Annotated in this window: 22 protein-coding genes and 1 riboswitch; of the genes, 6 read left to right on the forward strand and 16 right to left on the reverse strand. The window is 66.2% G+C overall.

The genetic code is table 11. From position 1 onward, the window contains the following. Nucleotides 1-44 precede the first annotated feature (44 nt). Nucleotides 45-983, reverse strand: coding sequence for a NosD domain-containing protein (locus SPHS8_RS08100; RefSeq protein ID WP_201515475.1), 939 nt, complete (start codon nucleotides 981-983; stop codon nucleotides 45-47). 216 nt (nucleotides 984-1199) lie between these two features. Between SPHS8_RS08100 and SPHS8_RS08105 the strand changes: the two genes are divergently transcribed. Further along, on the forward strand, nucleotides 1200-2651 hold the full coding sequence (locus SPHS8_RS08105; protein ID WP_236575036.1) for an ABC transporter substrate-binding protein: 1452 nt from the start codon (nucleotides 1200-1202) through the stop codon (nucleotides 2649-2651). Nucleotides 2652-2682: 31 nt separating this feature from the next. After that, nucleotides 2683-3105 (forward strand): DUF4112 domain-containing protein, encoded by a 423-nt coding sequence (locus SPHS8_RS08110; RefSeq protein WP_201515052.1) that lies wholly within the window; start codon nucleotides 2683-2685, stop codon nucleotides 3103-3105. Between the two features lie 6 nt (nucleotides 3106-3111). On the opposite strand, the gene SPHS8_RS08115 is transcribed toward SPHS8_RS08110, so the two are convergent. The 5 genes from SPHS8_RS08115 to SPHS8_RS08135 all read right to left on the reverse strand — a co-directional run bounded on the left by SPHS8_RS08115 (nucleotide 3112) and on the right by SPHS8_RS08135 (nucleotide 7488). Further along, nucleotides 3112-3909, reverse strand: coding sequence for a ribonuclease T2 family protein (locus tag SPHS8_RS08115; RefSeq protein ID WP_201515053.1), 798 nt, complete (start codon nucleotides 3907-3909; stop codon nucleotides 3112-3114). Further along, nucleotides 3902-4750: a carboxylating nicotinate-nucleotide diphosphorylase gene (gene nadC / locus SPHS8_RS08120; protein ID WP_201515054.1), complete on the reverse strand. Its 849-nt coding sequence runs from the start codon at nucleotides 4748-4750 to the stop codon at nucleotides 3902-3904. The genes SPHS8_RS08115 and nadC overlap by 8 nt, the downstream gene beginning before the upstream one ends. A 132-nt stretch (nucleotides 4751-4882) precedes the next feature. After that, a complete protein-coding gene (gene nadA, locus SPHS8_RS08125; protein WP_097090909.1) occupies nucleotides 4883-5869 on the reverse strand; it encodes a quinolinate synthase NadA in 987 nt (328 codons plus the stop codon). Between the two features lie 36 nt (nucleotides 5870-5905). Next, on the reverse strand, nucleotides 5906-6625 hold the full coding sequence (locus SPHS8_RS08130) for a DUF4230 domain-containing protein (RefSeq protein WP_201515055.1): 720 nt from the start codon (nucleotides 6623-6625) through the stop codon (nucleotides 5906-5908). Continuing rightward, on the reverse strand, nucleotides 6610-7488 hold the full coding sequence (locus SPHS8_RS08135) for an MBL fold metallo-hydrolase (protein WP_097090907.1): 879 nt from the start codon (nucleotides 7486-7488) through the stop codon (nucleotides 6610-6612). Before SPHS8_RS08135 ends, SPHS8_RS08130 begins: the two co-directional genes overlap by 16 nt. 91 nt (nucleotides 7489-7579) lie before the next feature. Between SPHS8_RS08135 and SPHS8_RS08140 the strand changes: the two genes are divergently transcribed. Next, a complete protein-coding gene (locus SPHS8_RS08140; RefSeq protein WP_201515056.1) occupies nucleotides 7580-8476 on the forward strand; it encodes a tyrosine recombinase XerC in 897 nt (298 codons plus the stop codon). A gap of 155 nt (nucleotides 8477-8631) precedes the next feature. Here SPHS8_RS08140 and SPHS8_RS08145 read toward each other — a convergent pair whose 3' ends face one another. From SPHS8_RS08145 to rsmI, 4 genes are all read right to left on the reverse strand, one after another. Then, nucleotides 8632-9231, reverse strand: a complete 600-nt coding sequence (locus tag SPHS8_RS08145; protein WP_097092671.1) for a DedA family protein — start codon at nucleotides 9229-9231, stop codon at nucleotides 8632-8634. Nucleotides 9232-9337: 106 nt separating this feature from the next. Beyond that, a complete protein-coding gene (gshB, locus tag SPHS8_RS08150) occupies nucleotides 9338-10312 on the reverse strand; it encodes a glutathione synthase (protein ID WP_097090905.1) in 975 nt (324 codons plus the stop codon). A 43-nt stretch (nucleotides 10313-10355) separates the two neighbouring features. Beyond that, nucleotides 10356-10709 (reverse strand): YraN family protein, encoded by a 354-nt coding sequence (locus SPHS8_RS08155; RefSeq protein ID WP_201515057.1) that lies wholly within the window; start codon nucleotides 10707-10709, stop codon nucleotides 10356-10358. Beyond that, the gene (gene rsmI, locus SPHS8_RS08160) at nucleotides 10706-11548 is read right to left on the reverse strand and encodes a 16S rRNA (cytidine(1402)-2'-O)-methyltransferase (RefSeq protein WP_201515058.1); all 843 of its coding nucleotides are present in this window, start codon (nucleotides 11546-11548) and stop codon (nucleotides 10706-10708) included. The genes SPHS8_RS08155 and rsmI overlap by 4 nt, the downstream gene beginning before the upstream one ends. Before the next feature lie 11 nt (nucleotides 11549-11559). Here rsmI and SPHS8_RS08165 point away from each other — a divergent pair, with 11 nt between their 5' ends. Then, nucleotides 11560-12762, forward strand: coding sequence for a penicillin-binding protein activator (locus SPHS8_RS08165; protein ID WP_443018584.1), 1203 nt, complete (start codon nucleotides 11560-11562; stop codon nucleotides 12760-12762). Nucleotides 12763-12867: 105 nt separating this feature from the next. Here SPHS8_RS08165 and SPHS8_RS08170 read toward each other — a convergent pair whose 3' ends face one another. Continuing rightward, a complete protein-coding gene (locus tag SPHS8_RS08170; RefSeq protein WP_201515059.1) occupies nucleotides 12868-13647 on the reverse strand; it encodes an ABC transporter ATP-binding protein in 780 nt (259 codons plus the stop codon). Beyond that, the gene (locus SPHS8_RS08175; RefSeq protein ID WP_201515060.1) at nucleotides 13641-14636 is read right to left on the reverse strand and encodes a FecCD family ABC transporter permease; all 996 of its coding nucleotides are present in this window, start codon (nucleotides 14634-14636) and stop codon (nucleotides 13641-13643) included. Before SPHS8_RS08175 ends, SPHS8_RS08170 begins: the two co-directional genes overlap by 7 nt. A 125-nt stretch (nucleotides 14637-14761) precedes the next feature. Between SPHS8_RS08175 and SPHS8_RS08180 the strand changes: the two genes are divergently transcribed. Further along, nucleotides 14762-15601, forward strand: a complete 840-nt coding sequence (locus tag SPHS8_RS08180; protein WP_201515061.1) for an ABC transporter substrate-binding protein — start codon at nucleotides 14762-14764, stop codon at nucleotides 15599-15601. Between the two features lie 36 nt (nucleotides 15602-15637). Here the strand turns inward: SPHS8_RS08180 and SPHS8_RS08185 are convergent, their stop codons facing one another. After that, nucleotides 15638-17494, reverse strand: coding sequence for a TonB-dependent receptor plug domain-containing protein (locus SPHS8_RS08185; protein ID WP_201515062.1), 1857 nt, complete (start codon nucleotides 17492-17494; stop codon nucleotides 15638-15640). A 167-nt stretch (nucleotides 17495-17661) separates the two neighbouring features. Continuing rightward, a riboswitch (cobalamin riboswitch) is annotated at nucleotides 17662-17923 on the reverse strand. Between the two features lie 27 nt (nucleotides 17924-17950). Between SPHS8_RS08185 and mobA the strand changes: the two genes are divergently transcribed. Further along, nucleotides 17951-18484 (forward strand): molybdenum cofactor guanylyltransferase, encoded by a 534-nt coding sequence (mobA, locus tag SPHS8_RS08190; protein WP_201515063.1) that lies wholly within the window; start codon nucleotides 17951-17953, stop codon nucleotides 18482-18484. 201 nt (nucleotides 18485-18685) lie between these two features. On the opposite strand, the gene cobA is transcribed toward mobA, so the two are convergent. The 3 genes from cobA to nirD form a co-directional block, all read right to left on the reverse strand. Continuing rightward, nucleotides 18686-19468, reverse strand: coding sequence for a uroporphyrinogen-III C-methyltransferase (gene cobA / locus SPHS8_RS08195; protein ID WP_201515064.1), 783 nt, complete (start codon nucleotides 19466-19468; stop codon nucleotides 18686-18688). Beyond that, nucleotides 19455-22067, reverse strand: coding sequence for a nitrate reductase (locus SPHS8_RS08200; protein ID WP_201515065.1), 2613 nt, complete (start codon nucleotides 22065-22067; stop codon nucleotides 19455-19457). The genes cobA and SPHS8_RS08200 overlap by 14 nt, the downstream gene beginning before the upstream one ends. A 126-nt stretch (nucleotides 22068-22193) precedes the next feature. Beyond that, nucleotides 22194-22529: a nitrite reductase small subunit NirD gene (gene nirD / locus SPHS8_RS08205; RefSeq protein WP_097090896.1), complete on the reverse strand. Its 336-nt coding sequence runs from the start codon at nucleotides 22527-22529 to the stop codon at nucleotides 22194-22196. Nucleotides 22530-22531 lie beyond the last annotated feature (2 nt).

A 22531-nucleotide genomic window follows, 5' to 3' on the forward strand; every position in this document is an offset into this window, starting at 1 on the left:
TCCGGCTTTGCCGCGCGCAAGACGGCCGGTCAGCGGAGGGCCAGTCAGCGGCGATCCGTGACCTTGATGCCGCCCGCCAGCCGATTCGCGCCGATCTTCACCGGGTCGGCGGTGAAGTTGGCGACGAAGCTGCTGCCCCGTTGCAGCCCCGGCACGAAAGACGCGCTGTTGCCCGCGATCGACAGGCCGCTGCTGTCATGTTCGCGCCCTTCGGGTGCGACGGTGATGAAGGCGCTGTGATTGTCCTTGTCCCGGCCCTGCACCATTTCATTGCCGCTGATCTCTCCGCTCGCGCCATTGGAGAGGTCGATCATATAGTTGGTGAGATGGCCATGGCTGTCGTCGAAACTGTTGCCGGTGATCGTGACGCGCGCCGTGCGGGTTTTCAGATAATGGCCGCCATCGCCCTGGTCGAAGCGCGAGCGCGTGACCTTCAGGCTGCCGTAACGGCCGATATAGATGCCATGGGCGCAGTCCAGATCACGGTCGCATCGGCCAAGATGACGGAAGGTGGATTTGTCGATGGTGACGCTGTTGCCCGGTGCATCGCCGCTCAATATGCCCTGTTCGCTGTTGCGGAACAGGCTGTTGGCGACGGTGAGATTGCCGCTTTCCAGCCGGATGCCCGCGCCATTGCCGTCCGGCACGCGCAGATTCTGGAAAATGATGCCATCGATGCTGCTTGACCGGCCACGCAGCACCAGCGCCGCCTTGCCCTCGCACGGCACGCCGTCGAGAATGACGCTGCCCGGCGCCTGGGCGCGGAAGGCGACGTCGCCGCCCTGCTGCACCGCGCATTGGGCATAGGTGCCGGGCGCGATCAGGATCGTGCCCTTGCCATTGCCGATCGCCGCCACCGCATCCTTGAGCGCGCTGTAGCCGCGCCCGCTCTCCGCCACGGTAAAGGGGGTCGGCATCCCTTGCGCCAGGGCAGCGGCGCCAGCGGCGGCGGAAACGAGCAGGATCGTGGACAGGATGCGCATATCCAAAGACATAGGCGCGGCAGGCAAAGGGGCCAATGCGGAGTCGTGGTTAACAAAATCCTGTTCCGGGACAGGTGAGATAAGGGCCGATCTTCCTACGCCGACGGGAACGGCGCGCGCCCGAGCCGCTTTAATGCATGTACATGCTTCAACTTCACCGCCATTGACCCTAAGCCAGTCATAAGAATGACCGTGGCTGCTCCCCTGCTTCGATCCATGGCTGTCCTTCTGGGCACGGCCGCGATGATCGCGGGCTGCTCACAGGAGGCGAGCGGGCCCGTGACGGTGAGCGTGATCGGATCGCCCGCCGACTTTTCCAAGCCGCTCGAAAACCTGCCGGACCCCGGCGCGAAGCTGATGCTGGAGGCGACGGCGCAGGGACTGGTGGCCTTCGACGCGAGCGGCGAGATCTTGCCCGCGCTCGCCCAGCGGTGGATCGTCGAGGAGAATGGGCGAAGCTATATCTTCCGCCTGCGCCGCGCCGAATGGCCCGATGGGTCGAAGGTGACGGCGGGCGATGTCGCGCGGCTGCTGAGCGCCCGGATCGATGCGTTGCGGCGGCTTGACACCGACGGGCCGCTGGACGCGGTCGAGGCGGTCGTGCCGATGACCGGCGAGGTGATCGAAATCCGCCTGTCCCAGCCCCGGCCCTATTTGTTGCAGATGCTGGCGCAGCCGCAGATGGGCCTGTTGTCGCGCCAGGGCGGCACTGGCCCCTACCGGCGCGAAAAATGGGGCAAGGCGCTGATCCTGACGCCGGTCGACAGGGCAAGCAGCGGCGAAGAGGGTGAAGAGGCGAAGGCGGCGGGCTGGGAAACGCGTATCCTGCGCGCGGAACGGGCGGCGCTGGCGATCATCCGCTTCCGTGAAGGCAGGGCGGAGGCAGTGCTGGGCGGGCGCTTCGCCGATCTTCCGCTGCTGGTGCCCGCAGGCGTCGACCGCGATGCCGTGCGGGTCGATCCGGTGCAGGGGCTGCTGGGCTTCGCGGTGACGGGCAAGGGCAAGCTGCTCGACGATGACGGCGTGCGGCGGGCGATCAACATGGCGATCGATCGCAGCCAGTTGCCGATCCTCTTCCCCCTGGGGGGGTGGGCGATCACCGAGCAGATCGTCCCCGCGCAGATGGACCTGCCCCGCATGCCGACGGCGCCGGATTGGCCGGGGCTGTCGCTGGATGACCGGCGTGCAGCGGCAAGCGCCGTCATCCGCCGCTGGCGCAGCGACAATGGCGATCCGCCGCCGCTGCGCGTGGCATTGCCTGATGGACCGGGCGCGACCAGCCTCTTCGCGCTCATTCGCCATGACCTGGGGCTGATCGGCCTCGATGCCGAGCGGGTGGGGATGAAGGCGGACGCCGACCTTCGCTTGATCGATGAGGTCGCCGCTTATGACAGCGTGCTTTGGTATCTCGGCCGGGTGGGCTGCGCGCGGAAGGTGCATTGTTCGCAGGAGGCCCATGCGCAGTTGCAGGCGGCAAGCCTTGCGACCAGCGCAGCAGAGCGGATGGCGCGGGTGGCGCAGGCCGAGGCGCTGATGCAGGCGCATAACGGCTATATTGCGCTCGGCGCGCCTGTCCGCTGGTCGCTGGTCACGCGGCGGCTGACCGGCTTCATGCCATCGCCCCGTGCGCGGCATCCATTGAACCATCTGTTCCGCGGCACCAACTAGGCCGTGAGCCCAAGGACGAGGAGGATCAGCCATGGCGTTATCGCAGGACCAGTTCGACCGGATGGTGCGTGACATGCCAGGCTTTGGCCGCGATCCTGCGTCCGTGCGGCGGCGGATCGAGGCGATGGAAGCGATGCTGGAGGGGATGTTCGTCATCCCCGGCACGAATCGGCGCGTGGGGCTGGATAGCCTGGTCGGCCTGATCCCGGTGGTCGGCGACATCGCGACTGCGGCCATGGGCGCCTGGATCGTGTGGGAAGCGCGCAACCTCGGCATGCCGAAATGGCAGCTGACCCGGATGGCGGCCAATGTCGGGTTCGACACGCTGGTGGGCGCGATCCCGTTTGCGGGCGATGTGTTCGACTTTCTGTTCAAGTCCAATACGAAGAACCTGCGGATCATCCGCAAGCATCTGGACAAGCATCATCCTTCGACCGTGACGATCGAGGCTTAGGCGCGGCTAGTCGGAGGGGATTTGCGCGTTGGGATCAAGGTCCAGCTTGAGCGCTGGGCGGCGTGGCTGTGCGGCGCGGGCCTTGGGCGGCAGGATGTTGGGGCCGGGCCGGATGCGCAACCTCGCCGCTTCGGGCGCGCCACGCTGACTGGCGGGGCAGCGGGCATAATCCATCGCGCGGTCCATGCAGAGCGAGACTTCGCTCAGCCAGCCGCCGCGCGCGGTCTTGACCCGGATCATGCCGGGCGAAAGCCCCTTGTTCGCGCGGGCGAACGCGGCGGTGAACTGCTTGACCGTCAGCGCTTCACGCCGGGCCAGTTGGGTCATGTCGGGATAGCGGATGCCCTCGTACAAGGCGCGGGCGAGATTGAAATAGAGCTCTGGCCGGGTCGTCATGCAGCTGCCATGCTTGGCCCATTCATGCTGGAGCAGCTGGACAGACGGGGTGGCGCAGAGATTCTGGCGGATGACTTGCCGGGGCAGAAGGTCGGCGGCGCGGCAATATTGCGGCCAGTCGCGCCCGCTGCCTTCGGGCCAGAGGCCGTGCAGGACGAAGCCGAACTTGCCGTTGCGCTCGCCGCACTGGAACGCGCTGTCGCCGCCCCGCGCCGTCGCGCAATATTGCGGGGACCAGCTGAGCGCGAGGGTGTAGCCCGCGATCGGCAGCAGGCGGCGCGGCTCGTTGGACGGCGGCAGTTCGATGCGCGGGCGGGGAACTTGCTGCGGGATCGAACAATAGGCCGCCTGAGCCAGCGCGGGGGCTGGCGCGGCGAGCAGGAGCAGGGCCAGCAGCCCTTTATGCAAAGGCGAAGTCCAGGCCGATGTCGGCGGCAGGGGCGGACTGGGTCAGGCGGCCGACGCTGATATAGGTGACGCCGGTTTCCGCCTTGGCGCGGATGGTCTGGAGCGTGACGCCGCCCGATGCTTCGGTCGGCACGCGGCCTCCCACGAGGGTAACGGCGCCACGCAGGGTGGGCGCGTCCATATTGTCGAGCAGCAAATGCGTGGCCCCGGCGGCGAGCGCGGGTTCGATCTGGTCGACGCGGTCGACTTCGACGATGATGCGCTCGATCCCGGCGGCGGCGGCGCGGCGGACGGCTTCCTCGACCGATCCTGCGACCGCGACATGATTGTCCTTGATCATCGCCGCGTCCCAAAGGCCCATGCGGTGATTGGTCGCCCCGCCCTGCCGCGTCGCATATTTCTCCAGCACGCGCAGGCCGGGAATCGTCTTGCGCGTGTCGAGCAGGGTCGCGCCGGTGCCCATGATCGCATCGACATAGGCGCGGGTCATGGTGGCGATGCCGGTCAGGTGCTGGACGGTGTTGAGGGCGGAACGCTCCGCCGTCAGCATGGCGCGCGCCTTGCCCCGGATGCGCATGATGTCGGTGCCCGCCGCAACGCGATCGCCGTCCTGGCGGAGCAGCTCGATCTCCACCTCCGGGTCGAGCGTACGGAAGAAGGCGGCGGCAATAGGGAGCCCCGCCAGCGTCACCGCGTCGCGGCTGTCCATCACCCCTTCGAAGATCGCATCGGCGGGAATGACGGCCTCGCTCGTGACGTCGCGGCCGTCAGGGCCGAGATCCTCGGCGAGAGTGGAGGCGATGAAGGCGTCGAGGTCGAAGCCGGGCAAGGTGAAGGTCATGGAAATCCCCTTAGGGTCCAGATGAAATTTTGACCCCGTTCGCCCTGAGCCTGTCGAAGGGCTCTCCTTCCTTACCAGGAAAGGGGCTTCGACAGGCTCAGCCCGAACGGATTATTGTTCGGTAACAGAAATTCAGCGGTTGCCCACGTCGCCCTTGCCCACCGTGCCGCTGGCCAGTTCCAGCATCCGGTCGAGGCTCTTCTTGGCGGCGAGGCGCAGGCCTTCCTCCATCTCGATGCGCGGCTGGAGGTCGCGTAGCGCGAGGTAAAGCTTTTCCATCGTGTTGAGCGCCATGTAGGGGCACACGTTGCAGTTGCAATTGCCGTCCGCACCGGGCGCGCCGATGAAATTCTTTTCCGGCACCGCCTTGCGCATCTGGTGGATGATGTGCGGTTCGGTCGCGACGATCAACGTGTCGCCGGTCATCGTCTTGGCATATTGCAGGATGCCGCTAGTGGACCCCACATAATCGGCATGATCGACGATATAGGGCGGGCATTCCGGATGCGCGGCGATCGGCGCGTCGGGATGCTGGGCCTTGAGCTTGAGCAGCTCGGTCTCGCTGAACGCCTCATGGACGATGCAGACGCCGGGCCACAGCAGCATGTCGCGGTTGAACTTGCGCTTCAGATAACCGCCCAGATGCTTGTCGGGACCGAAGATGATCTTCTGGTCGCGCGGGATCTGGGACAGGATGGTTTCGGCGGACGAGCTGGTGACGATGATGTCGGACAGCGCCTTCACCTCGGCCGAGCAGTTGATGTAGCTCAAGGCGATATGATCGGGATGCGCCTCGCGAAACGCCTTGAACTGGGCGGGCGGGCAGCTGTCTTCAAGGCTGCAACCGGCGTCCATGTCTGGCAGAACGACGATCTTTTCCGGGCTCAATATCTTCGCGGTCTCGGCCATGAAGCGCACGCCGCAAAAGGCGATGACATCGGCATCGGTTTCCGCCGCCTTGCGCGATAGCTCAAGGGAGTCGCCGACAAAGTCGGACAGGTCCTGAATTTCCGGCTTCTGGTAGTAGTGGCCGAGGATGACGGCGTTGCGTTCCTTGCGCAGCCGGTCGATCTCCGCGCGCAGGTCAGTCCCCTGCGGAATTCCAGTGATGGCGTTCATGTCCCTAACTCCTCACGGGCCTTGCCCTGCGCGCCCCTAGCGGGCGGCGCGGCGGTTGGCCAGTACCTCATTGATCGGCGTCGTAACGTCCCATTGGTCGCGATTGTCGCCAGCGCGCTCCGCCGGGAAGGTGACGATCACCCGCGCGCCACCCTGCCCGGCTGCTTCCAGCGGCGCCGCCATCAGCTTTGCGAGCGCGGCGCGGCCATATTCCCGGGCGCGCGCCATGCGGGCCGGAGAGCGCGCCTCCTGCTCGGCCCGGCCCTGCGCATGGGCGGACACACGGCGGCTCAATTCCTCGCCCGCCTGCCGGGTGACGAACAGGCCGCTGGTGCGCACCAGCGTCCTTGCCGCCTCATCGACATTGGGCTTGGCGGGCTTCACGTCCGGTGCGTTGACGATCAGCGTGCGGCTGTCGGCATTCCATTCCAGATCGTCCGCGCCGATGCGGCTGACGTCGATGAAATAATCCACGGAAAAGGGCATCTTCACGACCTGATCCGACTTCAGGAAGCCAAAGCCGCGCACGTCGCGCGCCGTGCTCTGGATCGTGCCGGACATTTCGGACACCTTGAGGCTCGACGCGCCCGCGAACCGGTCCGCTATGATCTTCGTCACGGCCGATCCATCATCCTCGACACTGACCACATAATCGCGGTCATAGCTGCGCAAGCCGAGCAGCAGCGCGCCGCCGATCATCAGGACCAGCAGGGCGGCAAGGATGGGCGTCCCAAACCTGTTCAGCGCAACCGCCATCGGCCATCCTCCGCCGCAGCGGCAATGCCGCGCCCGTCGAGGTCGATCAGATGGGCAAGGACCGATCGTCCCGCCGCCGAATAGAGGCGCGGATCGACGCCCTTGTACATCTCCGCCACCATGGCGGGGATCTGTGACGCGCCGTTGCGCTCAAGGAAACGGACGATCTGGCCTTCGCGCTGCTTTCGATGGCCCATCATGCCGCGCACCAGCCGCTGCGGGTTCTGCACCGGTTCGCCATGGGCGGGGTAGTAGATCGCATCCTGCCGGTCGAGCAGGCGCTGCATCGACCGCATATAGTCGGCCATGTCGCCGTCCGGCGGCGAGATGACGCTGGTCGACCAGCCCATCACATGATCGCCGGTGAACAGCGCATTTTCCTCCAGCAGCGCGAAACAGAGATGGTTGGAGGTGTGGCCGGGCGTCGCCAGCGCTTCGAGCGTCCAGCCTTCCCCCGCCACCTGTTCGCCGTCGCCAAGGATGCGGTCCGGACTATAGGTCGGGTCGAACGCGGCGTCGGCTCGCGGGCCGTCATCGTCGAGAACGAGCGGCGCGCAGCCGATCACAGGCGCCCCGGTCTGCGCCGAAAGCGGCGCGGCGGCGGGGCTGTGGTCGCGATGGGTGTGGGTGCAGAGGATCGCCCGGACGGGCCGGTCGCCGATGGCGGCAAGTAAGGCGCTCAGGTGCGCTTCATCCTCCGGCCCCGGATCGATGACGGCGAGGTCGGTCGTGCCGATCAGATAGGTCTGCGTGCCCGTATAGGTGAAGGGCGACGGATTGGGCGCGAGGACGCGGCCGATCCGCGGCGCGATCTGCAGCAGCGTGCCGGTGGGCATGTCGGCCATGTCAGGAGCGGTTGCCATGCGCCTCATGTGCCCATCTGGCGCGGATTTTCAAGGTCCGGTGCATGGTAAGGGATTCCGTTCGGGCAAGTCATGGCCTAGAATTCAGGTCATGAGCGCGGGCAGAGACATGGTTGAAGGATGGCATCGGCATCTGGCGCTGGACCGGCGGCGCTCCACGCATACGGTGCGCGCCTATATGGCGACGGCGGAGCGGCTGATCGCCTTCCTCGAAGAACATCGCGGCGAGGCGGCAACGGCGGCCCTGTTGCAGAGCGTCGAGCAGGCCGATCTGCGCGCCTTCCTGACGGCGCGGCGGATGGACGGCATCGGCAATGTGTCGGCGGCGCGGGAATTGTCGGCGGTGCGCGGCTTCCTGAAGTTCATCGGCGGCGAGGATGCGCGGGTCCCTGTGCTGAAAGGCCCGAAGGTGAAGCGCGGCCTGCCCCGACCGATTTCGCCTGACGAGGCGGTGGCGCTGGCGCAGGATATCGCCGAAACCGCGCGTGAGGGGTGGATCGGCGCGCGCGACTGGGCGGTGCTGCTGCTGCTGTATGGCGCGGGGCTGCGCATTGGCGAAGCCATGGGGCTGATGGGCGATGTCCTGCCGCTTGGCGATACGCTGCGGGTGACCGGCAAGCGCGGCAAGAGCCGACAAGTGCCGCTGCTGCCGCAGGTGCGGGCGGCGATCGAGGCTTATGTGGCGGCCTGTCCCTATCCGGCTGGCCGTGGCGAGCCCTTGTTCCGTGGCGCGCGGGGCGGGCCGTTGTCGGCGGCCTTGATCCGGCGGGCGGTGCAGGGCGCGCGGGGGCGGCTGGGGCTGTCGGACCGGACGACGCCGCATGCGCTGCGGCACAGTTTCGCGACGCATTTGCTTGGGCGCGGGGCGGACTTGCGGTCGCTCCAGGAACTGCTGGGGCATGCGAGCCTGTCCTCGACGCAGATCTATACGCAGGTGGATGCGGCGCATTTGCTGGATGTGTATCGGAATGCGCATCCCCGGGCTTGAGGGGGGCGGGCGGACACATATTCCCCTCCCGCAGGCGGGAGGGGTTAGGGGTGGGCTGGCGCGACGCCAGAGGCATTATCCAACGGCTAGGTCGAAGCTCGCTCCGCTCGCGCCCACCCCCTAGCCCCCTCCCGCCTGCGGGAGGGGGAATAGCGCTATCCCCTCGGCTTCCACGTCGCCAAGCGCCAGAGGTACAATATCACCGCCCCGACGACACACGCCGTCGCCACGGGCCCCACATATTTATCGATATCACGAAAATTCTGACCCAGCAGATAGCCGGCATAGGCCAGGATGATATTCCAGATCAGCGCCCCGCCCGCCGTCCAGGCGAGAAAGCGGACATGCCCCATGCGGAACAGCCCGGCGGGGAGCGATATCATCGTGCGGAAGGCGGGCAGGAAGCGAAAGACGAACACGACGATCTGACCATATTTGCCGAAAATATGGTCGAGCTTCTCCACGTCCCGCCATTCCAGCGTCGCCCAGCGGCCATAGCGGTCGACCAGCGGCTTGAGGCGATGGAAGCCCAATATGTGCCCGACCAGATACCAGAAATAATTGCCGACGGTGGTGCCGATCGTGCCCGCCAGCAGCAGCCACTCCATCGCCATCCGGCCCTGCCCCACCCGGATGCCGCCGATGCCCATGATGAGTTCGGACGGCACGGGCGGGAAGACGTTTTCCAGCACCATGAGGAGGAAGATGCCCCAATAGCCGCCCGCGTCGATGAGGTGGAGGACCCAGTCAGTCATGCGACAGGCCGCCCGGCACTGTTACGTGCTCCTGCGAAGGCAGGAGCCCAGTTCGACCGGGGGGCCTGGGCTCCTGCCTTCGCAGGAGCACGCTGCGCCATTCTGATCAGGCAGCCACCCGCTCGGCGAGGCGCGCGTCGATCGCGTCCCAGATCATGCCGCCCGTATCCGTCCCGTTGAACGCGTCGATCGACACGATGCCGGTGGGCGATGTCACGTTGATCTCCGTCAGCCATTCGCCGCCGATCACGTCGATGCCGACGAACAGCAGCCCGCGCCGCTTGAGTTCCGGGCCCATGGCCGCGCAGATCTCCAGCTCGCGGTCGGTCAGCTCCGTCTTCGCCGCCGATCCGCCCACCGCGAGGTTCGAGCGGATTTCGCCTGCGCCGGGAATGCGGTTGATCGCGCCTGCGATGTCTCCGTCGATCAGGACGATGCGCTTGTCGCCTTGCGCCACGCCGGGAATGAAAGCCTGAACCATGAAGGGCTCGACCCATGAAGCGTTGAACAGTTCCACAAGCGCCGAAAGGTTCGCGCCGGATTGCCCGACATGGAAGACCGCGTTGCCCGCGTTTCCGTAGAGCGGCTTGACGACGATCTCGCCATGTTCGGCAAGGAAGCTCTTCACCTCGGCCAGGTCGCGGGTGATCATCGTGGGCGGCATGAAGCGGGCATAATCGAGCACGAACAGCTTTTCCGGCGCATTGCGGACGGCGGCGGGATCATTCACCACCAGCGTTTCGGCCTGCACCCGCTCCAGCAGATGAGTTGCGGTGATGTAGCTCAGGTCAAAGGGCGGGTCCTGCCGCATCAGCACGACATCGACGTCGCGGCCGAGGTCGAGCATTTCGGGCTCACCAAAGGCGAAATGGTCGCCGTCCACCTTCTGCACCTTCACCGGGCGCGCCTTCGCCAGCACGCGGCCGTCGCGATAGGTGAGATCGGGCGCGAGATAATGGTAGAGCCTGTGCCCCCTCGCCTGCCCCGCCAGCATGATGTGGAAAGTGGAATCGCCCTTGATGTTGATCCCTTCCATCGGGTCCATCTGCACGGCGACGGTGAGAGGGTTGAGTTCGGTCATCTGCTTTTACGTCTCCGTTCGGGCTGAACCGGACGAGAGCGGGTCAGCCCCCATGCCAGACATTCGCCAGATGGCGCGGCGGGCGGCCCGGCGCAAGGAGGATCACATCGATTCGCATGTCATCGCCCGGCTTGGCGAGGTCGTAGAACAGCATTTCGGCAGCCGCAGCCACGCGGGACAGGCGGCGTTCGTCGATCGCGAGGTCAAGATCAGCACCGGTCGCGCGGGCCTTCACCTCGACAAAGGCCAGCATCGCGCCGCGCCGGGCGACAAGGTCCACCTCCCCCGCAGGCGTGCGGAGGCGGCGGCCGACGATCTGCCAGCCCTTGAGCCGCAGCCACCATGCGGCGATCCGCTCCGCTTGGCGTCCGCGCTTTTCAGCAGCCTGCCGCTTCACCCCTTCAGTTCCAGCGCGCGATCGTACAGGGCGCGGCGATCGAGGCCGAGCTTCTTGGCAACCTCCCCCGCCGCCTTGGAGACCGGGAGCCGCTCCATTGCTTCGATCAGGGCGGCGTCGGCATCTTCTGCGCTGGCAGGCGGGGCTTCGCCGGGCGGGCCGACGATGACGACGATCTCCCCCTTGGGCGGCGCGTCGGCATAGCGGGCGCAGAGTTCGCTCAAAGTGCCGGTGCGGGTTTCCTCGAACGCCTTGCTGATTTCGCGGCTGACGGCGGCTTCGCGATCGCCCAGCCCCTGCGCCATGGCGGCGAGGCTTTCGGACAGGCGCGGGCCGCTTTCGTAGAAGATCAGTGTGGCGCGCAGGGCCGCGACTTCGGCCAGGGCATCGGCCCGCGCCTTCTGCTTCACCGGCAGGAAGCCCATGAAGAGGAAGCGGTCGGTCGGCAGGCCCGACAGGGTGAGCGCGGCGATGGCGGCGCTGGGGCCCGGCAGCGTCACGATGCTCCGCCCCGCCGCGCGCGCATCGCGGACCAGCTTGTAGCCCGGATCGGAGATGAGCGGCGTGCCCGCGTCGGAAAGCAGCGCGACCGATTCCGCCGCCATCCGATCGATCAGGCGAGCGCGCACCCCTTCGGCGCTATGGTCATGATAGGGGATCATCGGCCGATCCGACCCGGCATGGCGCAGCAACCGTGCGCTCACCCGTGTATCTTCCACGGCGATCACATCGGCGCGGCGCAGGACATCGGCCGCGCGCGGGCTAAGGTCTCCAAGGTTGCCGATCGGCCCCGCAACGATGTAAAGCCCGGGTTCCAGCCCAGAAGTTGTATTTTCCATAAGGACGCCAGATGACAGAGACGGATGCCCTCCGGCAAGCGGACATGTTCGCGGCAATGAAGCGCGGCGCGCGCATCCTCTTCGCCGCCAGCGCCCTGGCGCTCGCTGCCTGTCAGTCGATCGTGCCGCGTGGACCCGCGCCCGTCCGTCCTTCCGAGCCTGTCCCGACCGGCCCCGACGTGACGCAGGGCCTGCCCACCGATGCGCAGCGGCACCGCGTCGCGCTGCTGGTGCCGATGAGCGGCCCCAATGCGGGCGTCGGCCAGTCGATCGCCAATGCCACCACCCTCGCCCTCCTGGATACCAAGGCGGACAAGGTGCGCATCACCACCTATGACACCAGCATGGGCGCGGCGGCGGCGGCGAACCGGGCGCTGGCGGAAGGCAATCGCCTGATCCTGGGCCCGCTGCTGGCAGAAGACGCACGGGCCGTCGGGCCGATCGCGGCGCGGGCTAACGTGCCGGTCATCAGCTTTTCCAACGATGTGAGCGTTGCCGGAAACGGCGTCTACATCATGGGGTACAATCCGGGCCAGTCGATCGAGCGCGTGGTCGACTTTGCCAGGGGCAAGGGACTGTCGAAGTTCGCCGCGCTGGTGCCCAAGGGCATGTATGGCGAGCGTTCCGGCACATCGCTGCTGCGCGCCGTAGAGGGCGCGGGCGGCACGGTCGTGTCGATGCAGACCTTCGACCGGACGCCAGCGTCGATGACGGCGGCGGTCAAGAAGTTGCAGGCGTCGTCCAGCTATGACGCGCTGCTGATCGCCGACAGCGGGCGGGTGGCTTTGCAGCTTGCCCCCATCGTGCGGAAGAATGGCGGCGCGACGGCGCGGCTGCTCGGCACGGAATTGTGGAATACGGACAGCAGCCTTGGATCCAGCCCGGCGCTGCGCGGCGCCTGGTTCGCCAGCGTGTCGGACGGCCTCTACGGGCAACTGGCGACCAAATATCGGGCGCGTTACGGCAGCGCGCCGTTCCGGCTGTCGGCGCTGGGCTATGACGCGGTGCTGCTGACCGTGCGGATCGCGCGCGACTGGCGGCTCGGCACCCCCTTCCCCGCGGCGCGGCTGCGCGATGCGGGCGGCTTTTCCGGGATCGACGGGGCGTTCCGCTTCGGACGCAGCGGGATAGCCGAGCGAGCGCTGGAAGTGTCGGAGATTGGCGCGGGCACCTACACGGTGGTGGCTGCGGCACCCAAGGCTTTCGGGGAGTAGTAACCACCTTTCGCCCAAACTCTTCCGTTCGGGCTGAGCCTGTCGAAGCCCTTGTCTTCCAAGGGGGAAGCCCTTCGACAAGCTCAGGGCGAACGGAGGTAGCGCTTAGCCTTTGATCCGCCCAGTCGGCAGGATCAACGGCCACGCCCCACCAGCCTCGATACAAGCCGAAATCCCGTAGACATCCGCCAGACTCTGCTCCGTCAGCACGTCCATCGGCTTGCCGTCCGCGACCAGCCACCCCTGGTCCATCAACAGCAGCCGGTCGCAATAGCGCGCCGCCATGCCCAGGTCGTGCAGCACGGTGACAACCAGCGATCCTGCCCGCGCCTCGGCCTTCAACAAGTCCATGACATCAAGCTGATGCCCCGGATCAAGCGCGGCAAGCGGTTCATCAGCGATGAGCGAGGGCGCTCCCACCGCCAATGCGCGGGCGAGGAGAACACGGGCCCGTTCGCCGCCTGACAGCTCCGTTGCGATCCGCCCCTTCAGGTGCAGCACGTCAGCGCGGGCGAGCGCGGCATCGACCATCGCCTCATCCTCTGCCGACAGCCGCGACAGCGGGCCCAGATGCGGCATCCGCCCAAGCGCCACCAGCCGCTCCACCATCAAGGGCCAGTGCAATGTCTGCCCCTGCGGCAGATAGGCGACCAGACGCGCGATGTCCTTGCGGACGAGACTGGCGATCGGCTTGTCATTGACCGACACCGTTCCACTCTCCACGCGGGCAAGGCCGAGCATCGCTCGGATCAGCGTCGATTTGCCCGCGCCATTGGGACCGATGATGCCGACCAGCTGCCCCGGCTCCAGCGCCGTAGTGACGCCGCGAACCGCAGCATGACGGCCAAGGCGCACCGACAGCTCCTGCGTACGGATCGTCACCATAGCCGCCGCTCCCGCATCAAATGGACGAGGAAGACCGGCACACCCAACAGCGCCGTCAGAACGCCCAGCTTCAATTCGCTACTGGTGGGAATGAGCCGCACGCCGATGTCCGCAAGCGTCAACAACGCCGCGCCGCCGAGCAAGGAGGGAAGCAGGATGGCGGACGGCGAGCGATCGGTCAGCGGCCTGACGAGATGCGGCACGATCAGCCCGACAAAGCCGATCGCACCAGACACCGCGACCGCGCCACCGACGCCGATGGCAACGCCCAGCATCATGCGCAGCCGCGCCTTGGTGAGGTCGACGCCCAGTGCCTGCGCGCCCTCCTCCCCCAAGGTCAGCGCGTCGAGACTGCGCCCGTCCGCGATCAGCAGCGCGGCTCCGATAAGCACGCAGGGCAAGGCGATCCAGACATGCGCATAGCTGCGATTTTCAAGGCTGCCCATCAGCCAGCTCATGATCTCCATCGCGGCAAAGGGATTGGGGGACAGGTTGAGCGACAGGCTGATCCCCGCCCCCGCCAGCGTTGCGACGGCGATGCCCGCGAGGATCAGCGTCAGCGGGCTTTCCGATGGCCCGGCCAGCAGGAACAGCGTGCCGATCGCGATCAAGCTGGTCGTGATGGCAAGGACCGGCAGGATCAAAGGATGCAGCTGCGCCAACCCGAAATAAAGCGCGCACACCGCCCCGAGCGCGGCTGCATTGGACGCGCCAAGCACCGAAGGTTCGGCAAGCGGATTGCGCAAATAGCCCTGCAACGCCGCTCCGGCGAGCCCCAGCATCGCGCCGACGATCAGCCCGAGCAGCATGCGCGGCAGGCGCAGATCGATCAGGATGGCGCGGGCGACCTCATCGCCGCCGCCGCTCAGGACGGCAAGGATGCGGACGGGAGCGAGCGGAACCGCGCCGAGCGTGAGCGAGCCCAGCGCTGCCACCAGCGTAAGCGCAATGAGGACAGGGAGCAGCAGCGGATGGCGGCGCGCGCTCATGGCTTGCGCACTCCAAGGCCGCTGATACAGGTCGTAGTGCTCCTGCGAAGGCAGGAGCCCAGTTGCTTCACTTGAGCTGGGCTCCTGCCTTCGCAGGAGCACGGCACGTTGCAGAGGCAGGATTGATGCGCGGAAAGATCATCGCGGCGCTTTGTGCGCTCAGCCTCACCGGCGCTGCGCCTGTCCCGCCACGCCGCATCGTGTCGCTCAACACTTGCGCCGACCAATATGTGCTGGCGCTCGCCGATCCGGGTCAGATCGCGGCGTTGAGCCCCTATGGCCATGATCCCGAATTGTCGGCAGCGGTGGCGAAGGCGCGGCGCTTTCCGGTGCTGAAGCGCCCGGCCGAAGAGGTGCTGGCGTTGCGGCCCGACTTGGTGATTGGCTTTCCCGATGGTGCGGGCGGTGTTGTCGGCGCACCCGATGGGCGATGGCGCAAGCTGGGCCTCGCGAGCGCAACCAGCTTCGCCGCCATCCGCGATCAGGTTCGTCAGGTCGCCGCGGCGGCCGGCCAGCGCGCGCGGGGCGAAGCGTTGATCAGGGGCATGGAGCGCGATCTTGCCGCCCTGCCCCGGCGCAAGGGCGGCGGGGTCGCGGCCTATTATCAGCGACGCGGCTATATGACGGGCACGGGCACCCTGGTCGATGAACTGATCCGGCGCGCGGGCCTCGTCAATCTGGCGGAAAAGCTGGGCAAGCCTGCACTGGCGCAAGTGCCGCTGGAACAGATGATCGCAGCCAGGCCCGACTATCTGATCGTGGAAGAAGGCAGCGAAAACATCGTCGATCAAGGCACGGAGATGCTGCACCATCCCGCGCTGCGATCCATCCCGCGTATCCGTGTGCCCCAGGCCTGGACGGTCTGCGGCGGCCCCGCCTATGTGCAGGCCGCGCGCAGCATCATTGCCCAGGCGGATGCTGCGGGCAAAGAAAGGGCGAAGCCAAAGGCCGCGCCCCGGCGATGAAGCGGGGCGGCCGCCCACCCCCGTCACCTTTCACCGTCAGAAGCGGACACGCACGCCGCCATAGGCCGATCGGCCATAGGTGCTGTAACCATAGACGGTCGCATATTCTTCGTCCGTGACATTGTCGATGCGCCCGTAGATCTCCAGATGCTCGTTGATCGGCAGCGAGGCGCGGAGGTCCAGCCGGGCGTAGCCGTCATGCTGGATGCGAACGGCTGCGAATGTCTGTTCATCGAAGATCGAATCGTAGCTGTCGCTAACCATCGTTACGGTAGCCCCTGTCGATAACCCGAACGGCCAGACATAATCAGCCGACAGGCTGGCGACATTGGCCGGACGCCGTAGCAGGCGCAGACCTTCGTCGGGGCTTCCCGGCGAACGATCCCGTGCATCGACATAGCTGTAAGCCGCCGTAACGGTCAGCGCATCGACCGGCCGCAGCGCGATCGACCCTTCGACGCCTTTTGCCCGCGTGCAACCGACATTGCCGTATGCGGCGGCGGCAAAGGTGATCTGATCGCGCGTGTCACGCAAAAACGCCGTAACGGAAATCGTCACGCGATTATCGTCGAAGCTCTGATCGAAGCCGATATCGTAGCTTTTGGAACGCTCCGGCTCCAGCGCCGCATTGCCAAATATCGGCGCATAAAGCTGATAGAGCGAGGGTGCCTTGAAGCCCTCGCCATAGCTGAGGCGGAAGTTGGTCGCGCCCTTGTTAGGCGTGTAATTGGCATTGGCGCCGAAGGTGGTCGCGCCGCCGAACTGGCTATGATCATCATGGCGAACGCCTCCGGTGAGCGAGAGGCCGTCGACCGGCTGTACGACCGCGAGCGCATAGACGCTGTCGATATTGGCCCGCGCGCTGCCCGGCGCGAAGGGACCGAAGGAATCAAAGTCGGGCCGTTCATGTTCGTAGCCGAAGATGATGCGGGCCTGATCCACCGGCTTATAGACGCCCTCATATTCAAAGCGCAGGGTCGTACCGCTATACCCCTCCCTCGCGTCATCGCCCCGGAACGAGAAGTAATCGCGGTCCGTGCGCGACCATGTGACTGCTGCCCGGTTCTGAAGCTTTCCATCGAACAGAGCGGCGTTCAGACCTGCATAACCGATATATTGATCGACCTTGCTGGTGTCGGGCGTGTCGATCGGCGCGCCGAAGAACATGTCCGTGTCGAGATCGGAATGGATATAGTAGCCGCGCAGATCAAGGCTCAGGGCATCGGTGAAGCTTAGCTTGAGCTTCGCGTTAGCGGCGACATTTTCATAGCCGTCTCGCTCGGTGCCCCCCGCAGCGGACGAAATGCCATCCGTGCGGAAATAAGCGACGCCAAGCCCGCCTGACGCGATGCCGCTTGTGCCGGAAACGTCCGCCTTGGCGTTCAGCGTGTCGGCATAGCCATAGTCGACCGAAACCGTCCCTCCGAAATCTTCACTGGGGGCGCCGGTCATGATGTTGACGACGCCGCCGATCGCCTGGCTGCCGTAGACCACCGAATTGGAGCCGCGCAGCACTTCGATGCGGCGGATGTTGCCGGTCAGCAAATTGCCGAAATCATAGGCGTCGCCGATGCTGCTCGGATCATTGATCTTCACGCCATCGAGCAGCACCAGCGTTTGCGTCGTTTCCGCGCCACGGATCGAAATGCCGGTGACGCCGCCCACGGCATCGGCGCGGTTGAAACGGACGCCGGGCGTGGTGATCAGCAGGTCCGCGATGCTGACATTCTGGCGCGTCTCGATGGTCTTTTCATCGATCACCGTCACGGCCTGCCCGACTTCATCGGTCGGCTGCTCGATGCCGAGCGCGGTGACAACGATTTCGTCTGCATCTTCGGCAAGCGCGGGGGTGGCCGCAAGCAGCGCCAGCAGTGAAATTCCGGTCTTGAACATTTTCTGTCTTCCCTGAGCGCCATGCGACATGAGGCCAGGGCTTCCGCGCGAGCGGCCGGTGCACGAGGGAGGGAGACGCCAATCCCGTCACGCGCACCGATGCGGCCCTGCGCCGCTTCGTCGCTCAGACGGAAAACCGTGCCCGGGCCGATCCCTGGACCCAAGGCAAGAGCGACCATGCGCCGGCAGGTCTCCTGGCTCGCGGGTCGTCGCGGCGATGCACGGGCCTTCCCGGACGCGTGTCCAGTGGCTGGTCCCCCTCGCCTTCCCCTTTTGAAGGCATGCGGGTTTCCGGGTGCATCGCGCTCACCGCTTACAGTTGCAGGGGCAGCTGCGGACTTGGACGGATGAACCGTCCCCACCGCATTCCCTTTCCGGCGCGATCTTTCGTGAACGGTTGCCCGCTCACGCCGCGCGCCATAGGGGAAAGCGAGGGTTCTGCCAAGGAGTGGATCGATGCGATTACTGGGCGCTGTGCTTGCCGGGGGACGATCCCGTCGGTTCGGGAGCGACAAGGCGCTGGCGCTGATGTCGGATGGGCGCATGCTGATCGACCATGCGGTGGCGGCGATCGCGCCCCATGTGGAGGCGGTGGTGGTCTGCGGGCGGACGGTCGAGGGGATGACCAGCCTCTCCGACCGGCCCGCGCCTGATATGGGACCGCTGGGCGGGCTGAACGCGGCACTGCATCATGCGCGGGACGAAGGCTATGACGCGGTGCTGACGACCGGGTGCGACATGCCGGTCTATCCGGCGGCGTTGGTGGAGGCGCTGGCGGGAGAAGGCGCTGCGGTGTTGAAGGGGCAGCAACTTGCCGGTTTCTGGCCTGCCGGGCTTGCGGATGATCTGGACGCGCATCTGGCTGAGGAGAATAGCCGGTCGATATATGGCTGGCTGGAGCGGATCGGCGCGCGGATCGTGGAGCGGGCCGATATCGTCCTGCCGAATATCAATCGACCGCAGGATCTTGCCGGGTTGCCAAAAAACTAGCTGCGCCGTGCTCCTGCGAAGGCAGGAGCCCAATTCAGAGGACGGGACTGGGCTCCTGCCTTTGCAGGAGCACGTTGCTTATCGTGCTGAGCGGGTTGCACCCTATCGCCGAGCTGAACTTGCCGAAGCCCCCTCCCTTCCTTCCAACTAAGTTCGGGGGCGTTCGGCAAGCTCAGGGCAAAGGTCGCGGAGAGCCGGTCTTCAAAGCTGAAGAGCGACGCTGGCTGCGGCCTCTACTGGCATGGACGTGCCCGCCACCGCCTCACCAATCAGAAGCAGGGTCGGATCTTCGTCGCTGATCGTCGCGACCAGGAAGGCAAGCGCCGACAGCTTGCCCCGAATCAGCCGTTCGGTGGGCAGCGATACATTGACCGCCACCATCACCGGCGTTTCGGGATCGCGCCCGGCGGCGATCAGCTGGCGGCTGATCTCGCCAGCTGCGGCGCGGCCCATATAGATGCCGAGCGTGCCGCCCGGACGGGCCAGCGTTTCCCAGTCGAGCTTGAGCGGTTCACCGGCTTTGAGATGCGCGGTCACCAGCGTCAGGCCGCGCGCCTTGCCGCGCAGGGTGAGCGAGGCGTTGCCGCTTGCCGCCGCCGCGCTGGCGGTGGTGATGCCGGGGCAGATGTGAGTGCGGATGCCGTCAGCGGCGAGATGCTCCATCTCCTCCGCCGATCGGCCGAAGACCGACGGGTCACCGCCTTTCAGGCGCACGACGCGCTTGCCTGCCTTGGCAGCGGCGAGGAGGAGGTCGTTGATGCTTTCCTGATCCTTGCTGTGACGGCCGGAACGCTTGCCGACGCTGACGCGCTGTATGCTTTGCGGGATGAGGTCAAGGACGCCGGGGCCGACCAGCGCGTCATAAAAGACGATGTCAGCCGCCGCCATCAGCTTTTCGGCCTTGCGGGTCAGCAGATCCGGATCGCCCGGCCCCGCGCCGACCAGCCAGACTTCACCGGGGGCGATAAGTTCATTCGGCTGCATGGAGCGTCTCCTGCGGAATTTGGGCAAGGATATTGGCAAGCGCGGGGCGGCAGGACCCGCAATTGGTCCCGGCGCCGATCGCCTTGCCGATGGCGGGCACGTCGACCAGGCTCTGTTCGCGGATGGCGGCCATTATCTGATTAAGACCGATGTCGAAGCAGACGCAGATGGTCGGCCCCTTGTCGGGCTGACTGCCGGGCCCGCGCGCGGCGAGGACGGACGCCCCCACGCCTTCGACTTCCAACTGGCTGATGAGCCAATCGCGCGACGGGAGCAGCCCTGTGCGCGTGACGATCAGGATACCCGCGAGCTTGCCATCCTTGATGATCGCGACGCGGCGGGTGCCGCGTGACATGTCGATGGCCTCGACCCGGTCGCCCTTGGGCAGGCAGGCTTCGAGCCGGGCGGGATCGCCATTGCCCGCGACCTCGTAAAGCGCGCCGCCCGGCACGGTGACCTTTGTCGCCCACAGACAGGGAACCCTGGCGGGCTGCTCGCCGCGCAGGATCAGGAAGCCCTTCCACTCGGTCGCGACCTTCTCGATGCTGGCGGGCGTCAGCTTGAAGCCGGGCTGACCGGAATGCGGATCGACCAGCGGACGGGGCAGCAGGCCGGTGCGGCCGCCGGTCGATATTTGATCGGTCCAGTGGATCGGCGTGAAGATTTCGCCCCGGCGCTGGCCATCGCTCAGCCCAACGCGGAAGATGCTATTGCCCTGCGCGGTCTGGACGCGCGCCAGATCACCGTCGCAGATATCGAAGTCCCCGGCGTCCTGCGGGTGAATCTCGACCAACGGCTCCTCCCGATGACGGGCGAGCTTCGCCGAAAGGCCGGTGCGCGTCATCGTGTGCCACTGGTCGCGATAACGGCCGGTGTTGAGCGTCATCGGCCACTGTTGGAGCGGCTCCTGAAGATCCATCTGCTTGGCGAGCACCAGCCGCGCCTTGCCATCGAGGGTGGAGAAGCGACCATCCGCGAAGGGCTTGTCGCCACCCCAGCGGAAGGGCTCCATCGCCTCATAGGCTTCATTCCCGATGGTCGCCTGCGCGCGGAGGTTGAGCAGCCGTGCGCCATCATTCTGATAAGCGGTCAGGCGCGCATGTTCACGCCAGATGTCGGCGGGCCGGTCATAGGCGAAAGCGTTGCGCCAGCCCATGCGACGGCCGACTTCCTTGATGATCCACCAGTCGGGCTTCGCCTCGCCGGGCAGCGCCAGGAAAGGACGCTGGCGGCTGATGGTGCGGTCGGAATTGGTGACGGTGCCGTCCTTCTCGCCCCAGCCAGCAGCGGGCAGGCGGACGTCGGCATGAACGCTGGTGTCGGTGTCGGCGATGATGTCCGAGACGACGAGGAAGGGCACGGCCTCCAGCGCCTCGCGCACGCGGTTCGCGTCGGGCAGCGACACGGCGGGGTTGGTGGCCATGACCCAGAGCGCCTTGATCCGGCCTTCGTTGATGGCGCGGAACAGGTCGACGGCTTTCAGGCCCGGCTTGGTCGCCATGGTGGGCGCGGCCCAGAAGCGGCCCACGCGTTCCACATTCTCCGGCGCGAAGTCCATATGGGCCGCCAGCGTCGAGGCGAGGCCGCCGACTTCGCGGCCGCCCATGGCGTTGGGCTGGCCGGTTATGGAGAAGGGCGCAGCGCCGGGCTTGCCGATGCGGCCGGTCGCGAGGTGGACGTTGATGATCGCGTTGACCTGATCAGTACCGCGGATCGACTGGTTGATGCCCTGGCTGAACAAGGTGACGGTGCGCGCGGTGGCGGCGAACAGCTTGAAGAATTGCTCCAGCAGCGCGGGCGCGATGTCGCAGGTCTTTGCCGTGGTCCAGAGATCGTGGCCGGTGCGGATATGCTCCCAGAAGCCTTCGGGCGCATTGAGATGGTCGGCGATGAACGCAGGGTCGGTGACGCCTTCCTGATCGCACCAGGCGAGCAGGCCGTTCATCAGGGCAACGTCGGTGCCGGGCTTTACTGGCAGATGCAGGTCCGCGCCCTCGCAGGTTTCCGTGCGGCGTGGGTCGATCACGACCAGCTTGGTCCCGCGCTCCGCCCGCGCGGCCTGAATGCGCTGATAGACGATCGGGTGGCACCAGGCGGTGTTGGATCCGACCAGCACGATCAGGTCGGCTACGTCCAGATCGTCATAGCTGGCGGGCACGATGTCCTCGCCAAAGGCGCGATTATGACCGGCAACCGCGCTCGACATGCAAAGGCGGCTGTTGGTGTCGATGTTCGCCGTGCCGATGAAGCCCTTCATCAGCTTGTTGGCGACATAATAATCTTCGGTCAGCAACTGGCCCGAGACGTAGAAGGCGACGCTGTCGGGGCCGAAGCGATCGACGGTCTCGCGAAATTTCTTCGCGACGAGGTCCAGCGACTTGTCCCAGCTGGCGCGCTTGTTGCCGATCATGGGGTGCAGCAGGCGACCGGTCAGGCCCACCGTCTCGCCCAGATGCGTGCCCTTGGAGCAGAGGCGGCCACCGTTCGCCGGGTGCTGCTCATCGCCCTTGATCGTGACCGACCGGGGTCCGGTCGGCGTGGCCGAAATGCCGCAACCAACGCCGCAATAGGCGCAGGTAGTGCGGATGGCCTGGTTCATGCTCTTACCTCTTCTTCCCGAGGAACAAGAATTGGGTGGAGGCGCTTGCCGCAAGGGATGGCCAACAAGACACCCCCACCCAGATCCCCGCCATTATGGCTGGGGACCGGAAGCTCGATGCCGGTTTCAGGCAGCCGCCTTCAGCGCCGTGGGCCGAGCGATCAGGATGCGGCCGCCCTCCTCCTTCACGGCGATGGTCGGCGTGCAGCCCTCGTCATTGCCCTGCGCCTCGCCCGTCTTCAGGGCGATGTTCCAGTTGTGGAGCGGGCAGGCGACGCTGTGGCCATGGACAATGCCCTGGCTCAGCGGCCCCTTCTTGTGCGGGCATTCATTGACGAGCGCGAAGACCTTGTCATCGCTGGTGCGGAACACGGCAATTTCCTTTTCGCCCGTGATCTGAACGGTGCGAGCGCCACGCTGGGGAATGTCGGCCAGCGTTCCGATGTCGATCCAATCGGTCATGG

It is taken from the genome of Sphingobium sp. S6 (assembly GCF_905120495.1).
In the GTDB taxonomy this organism is placed as follows: domain Bacteria; phylum Pseudomonadota; class Alphaproteobacteria; order Sphingomonadales; family Sphingomonadaceae; genus Sphingobium; species Sphingobium agri.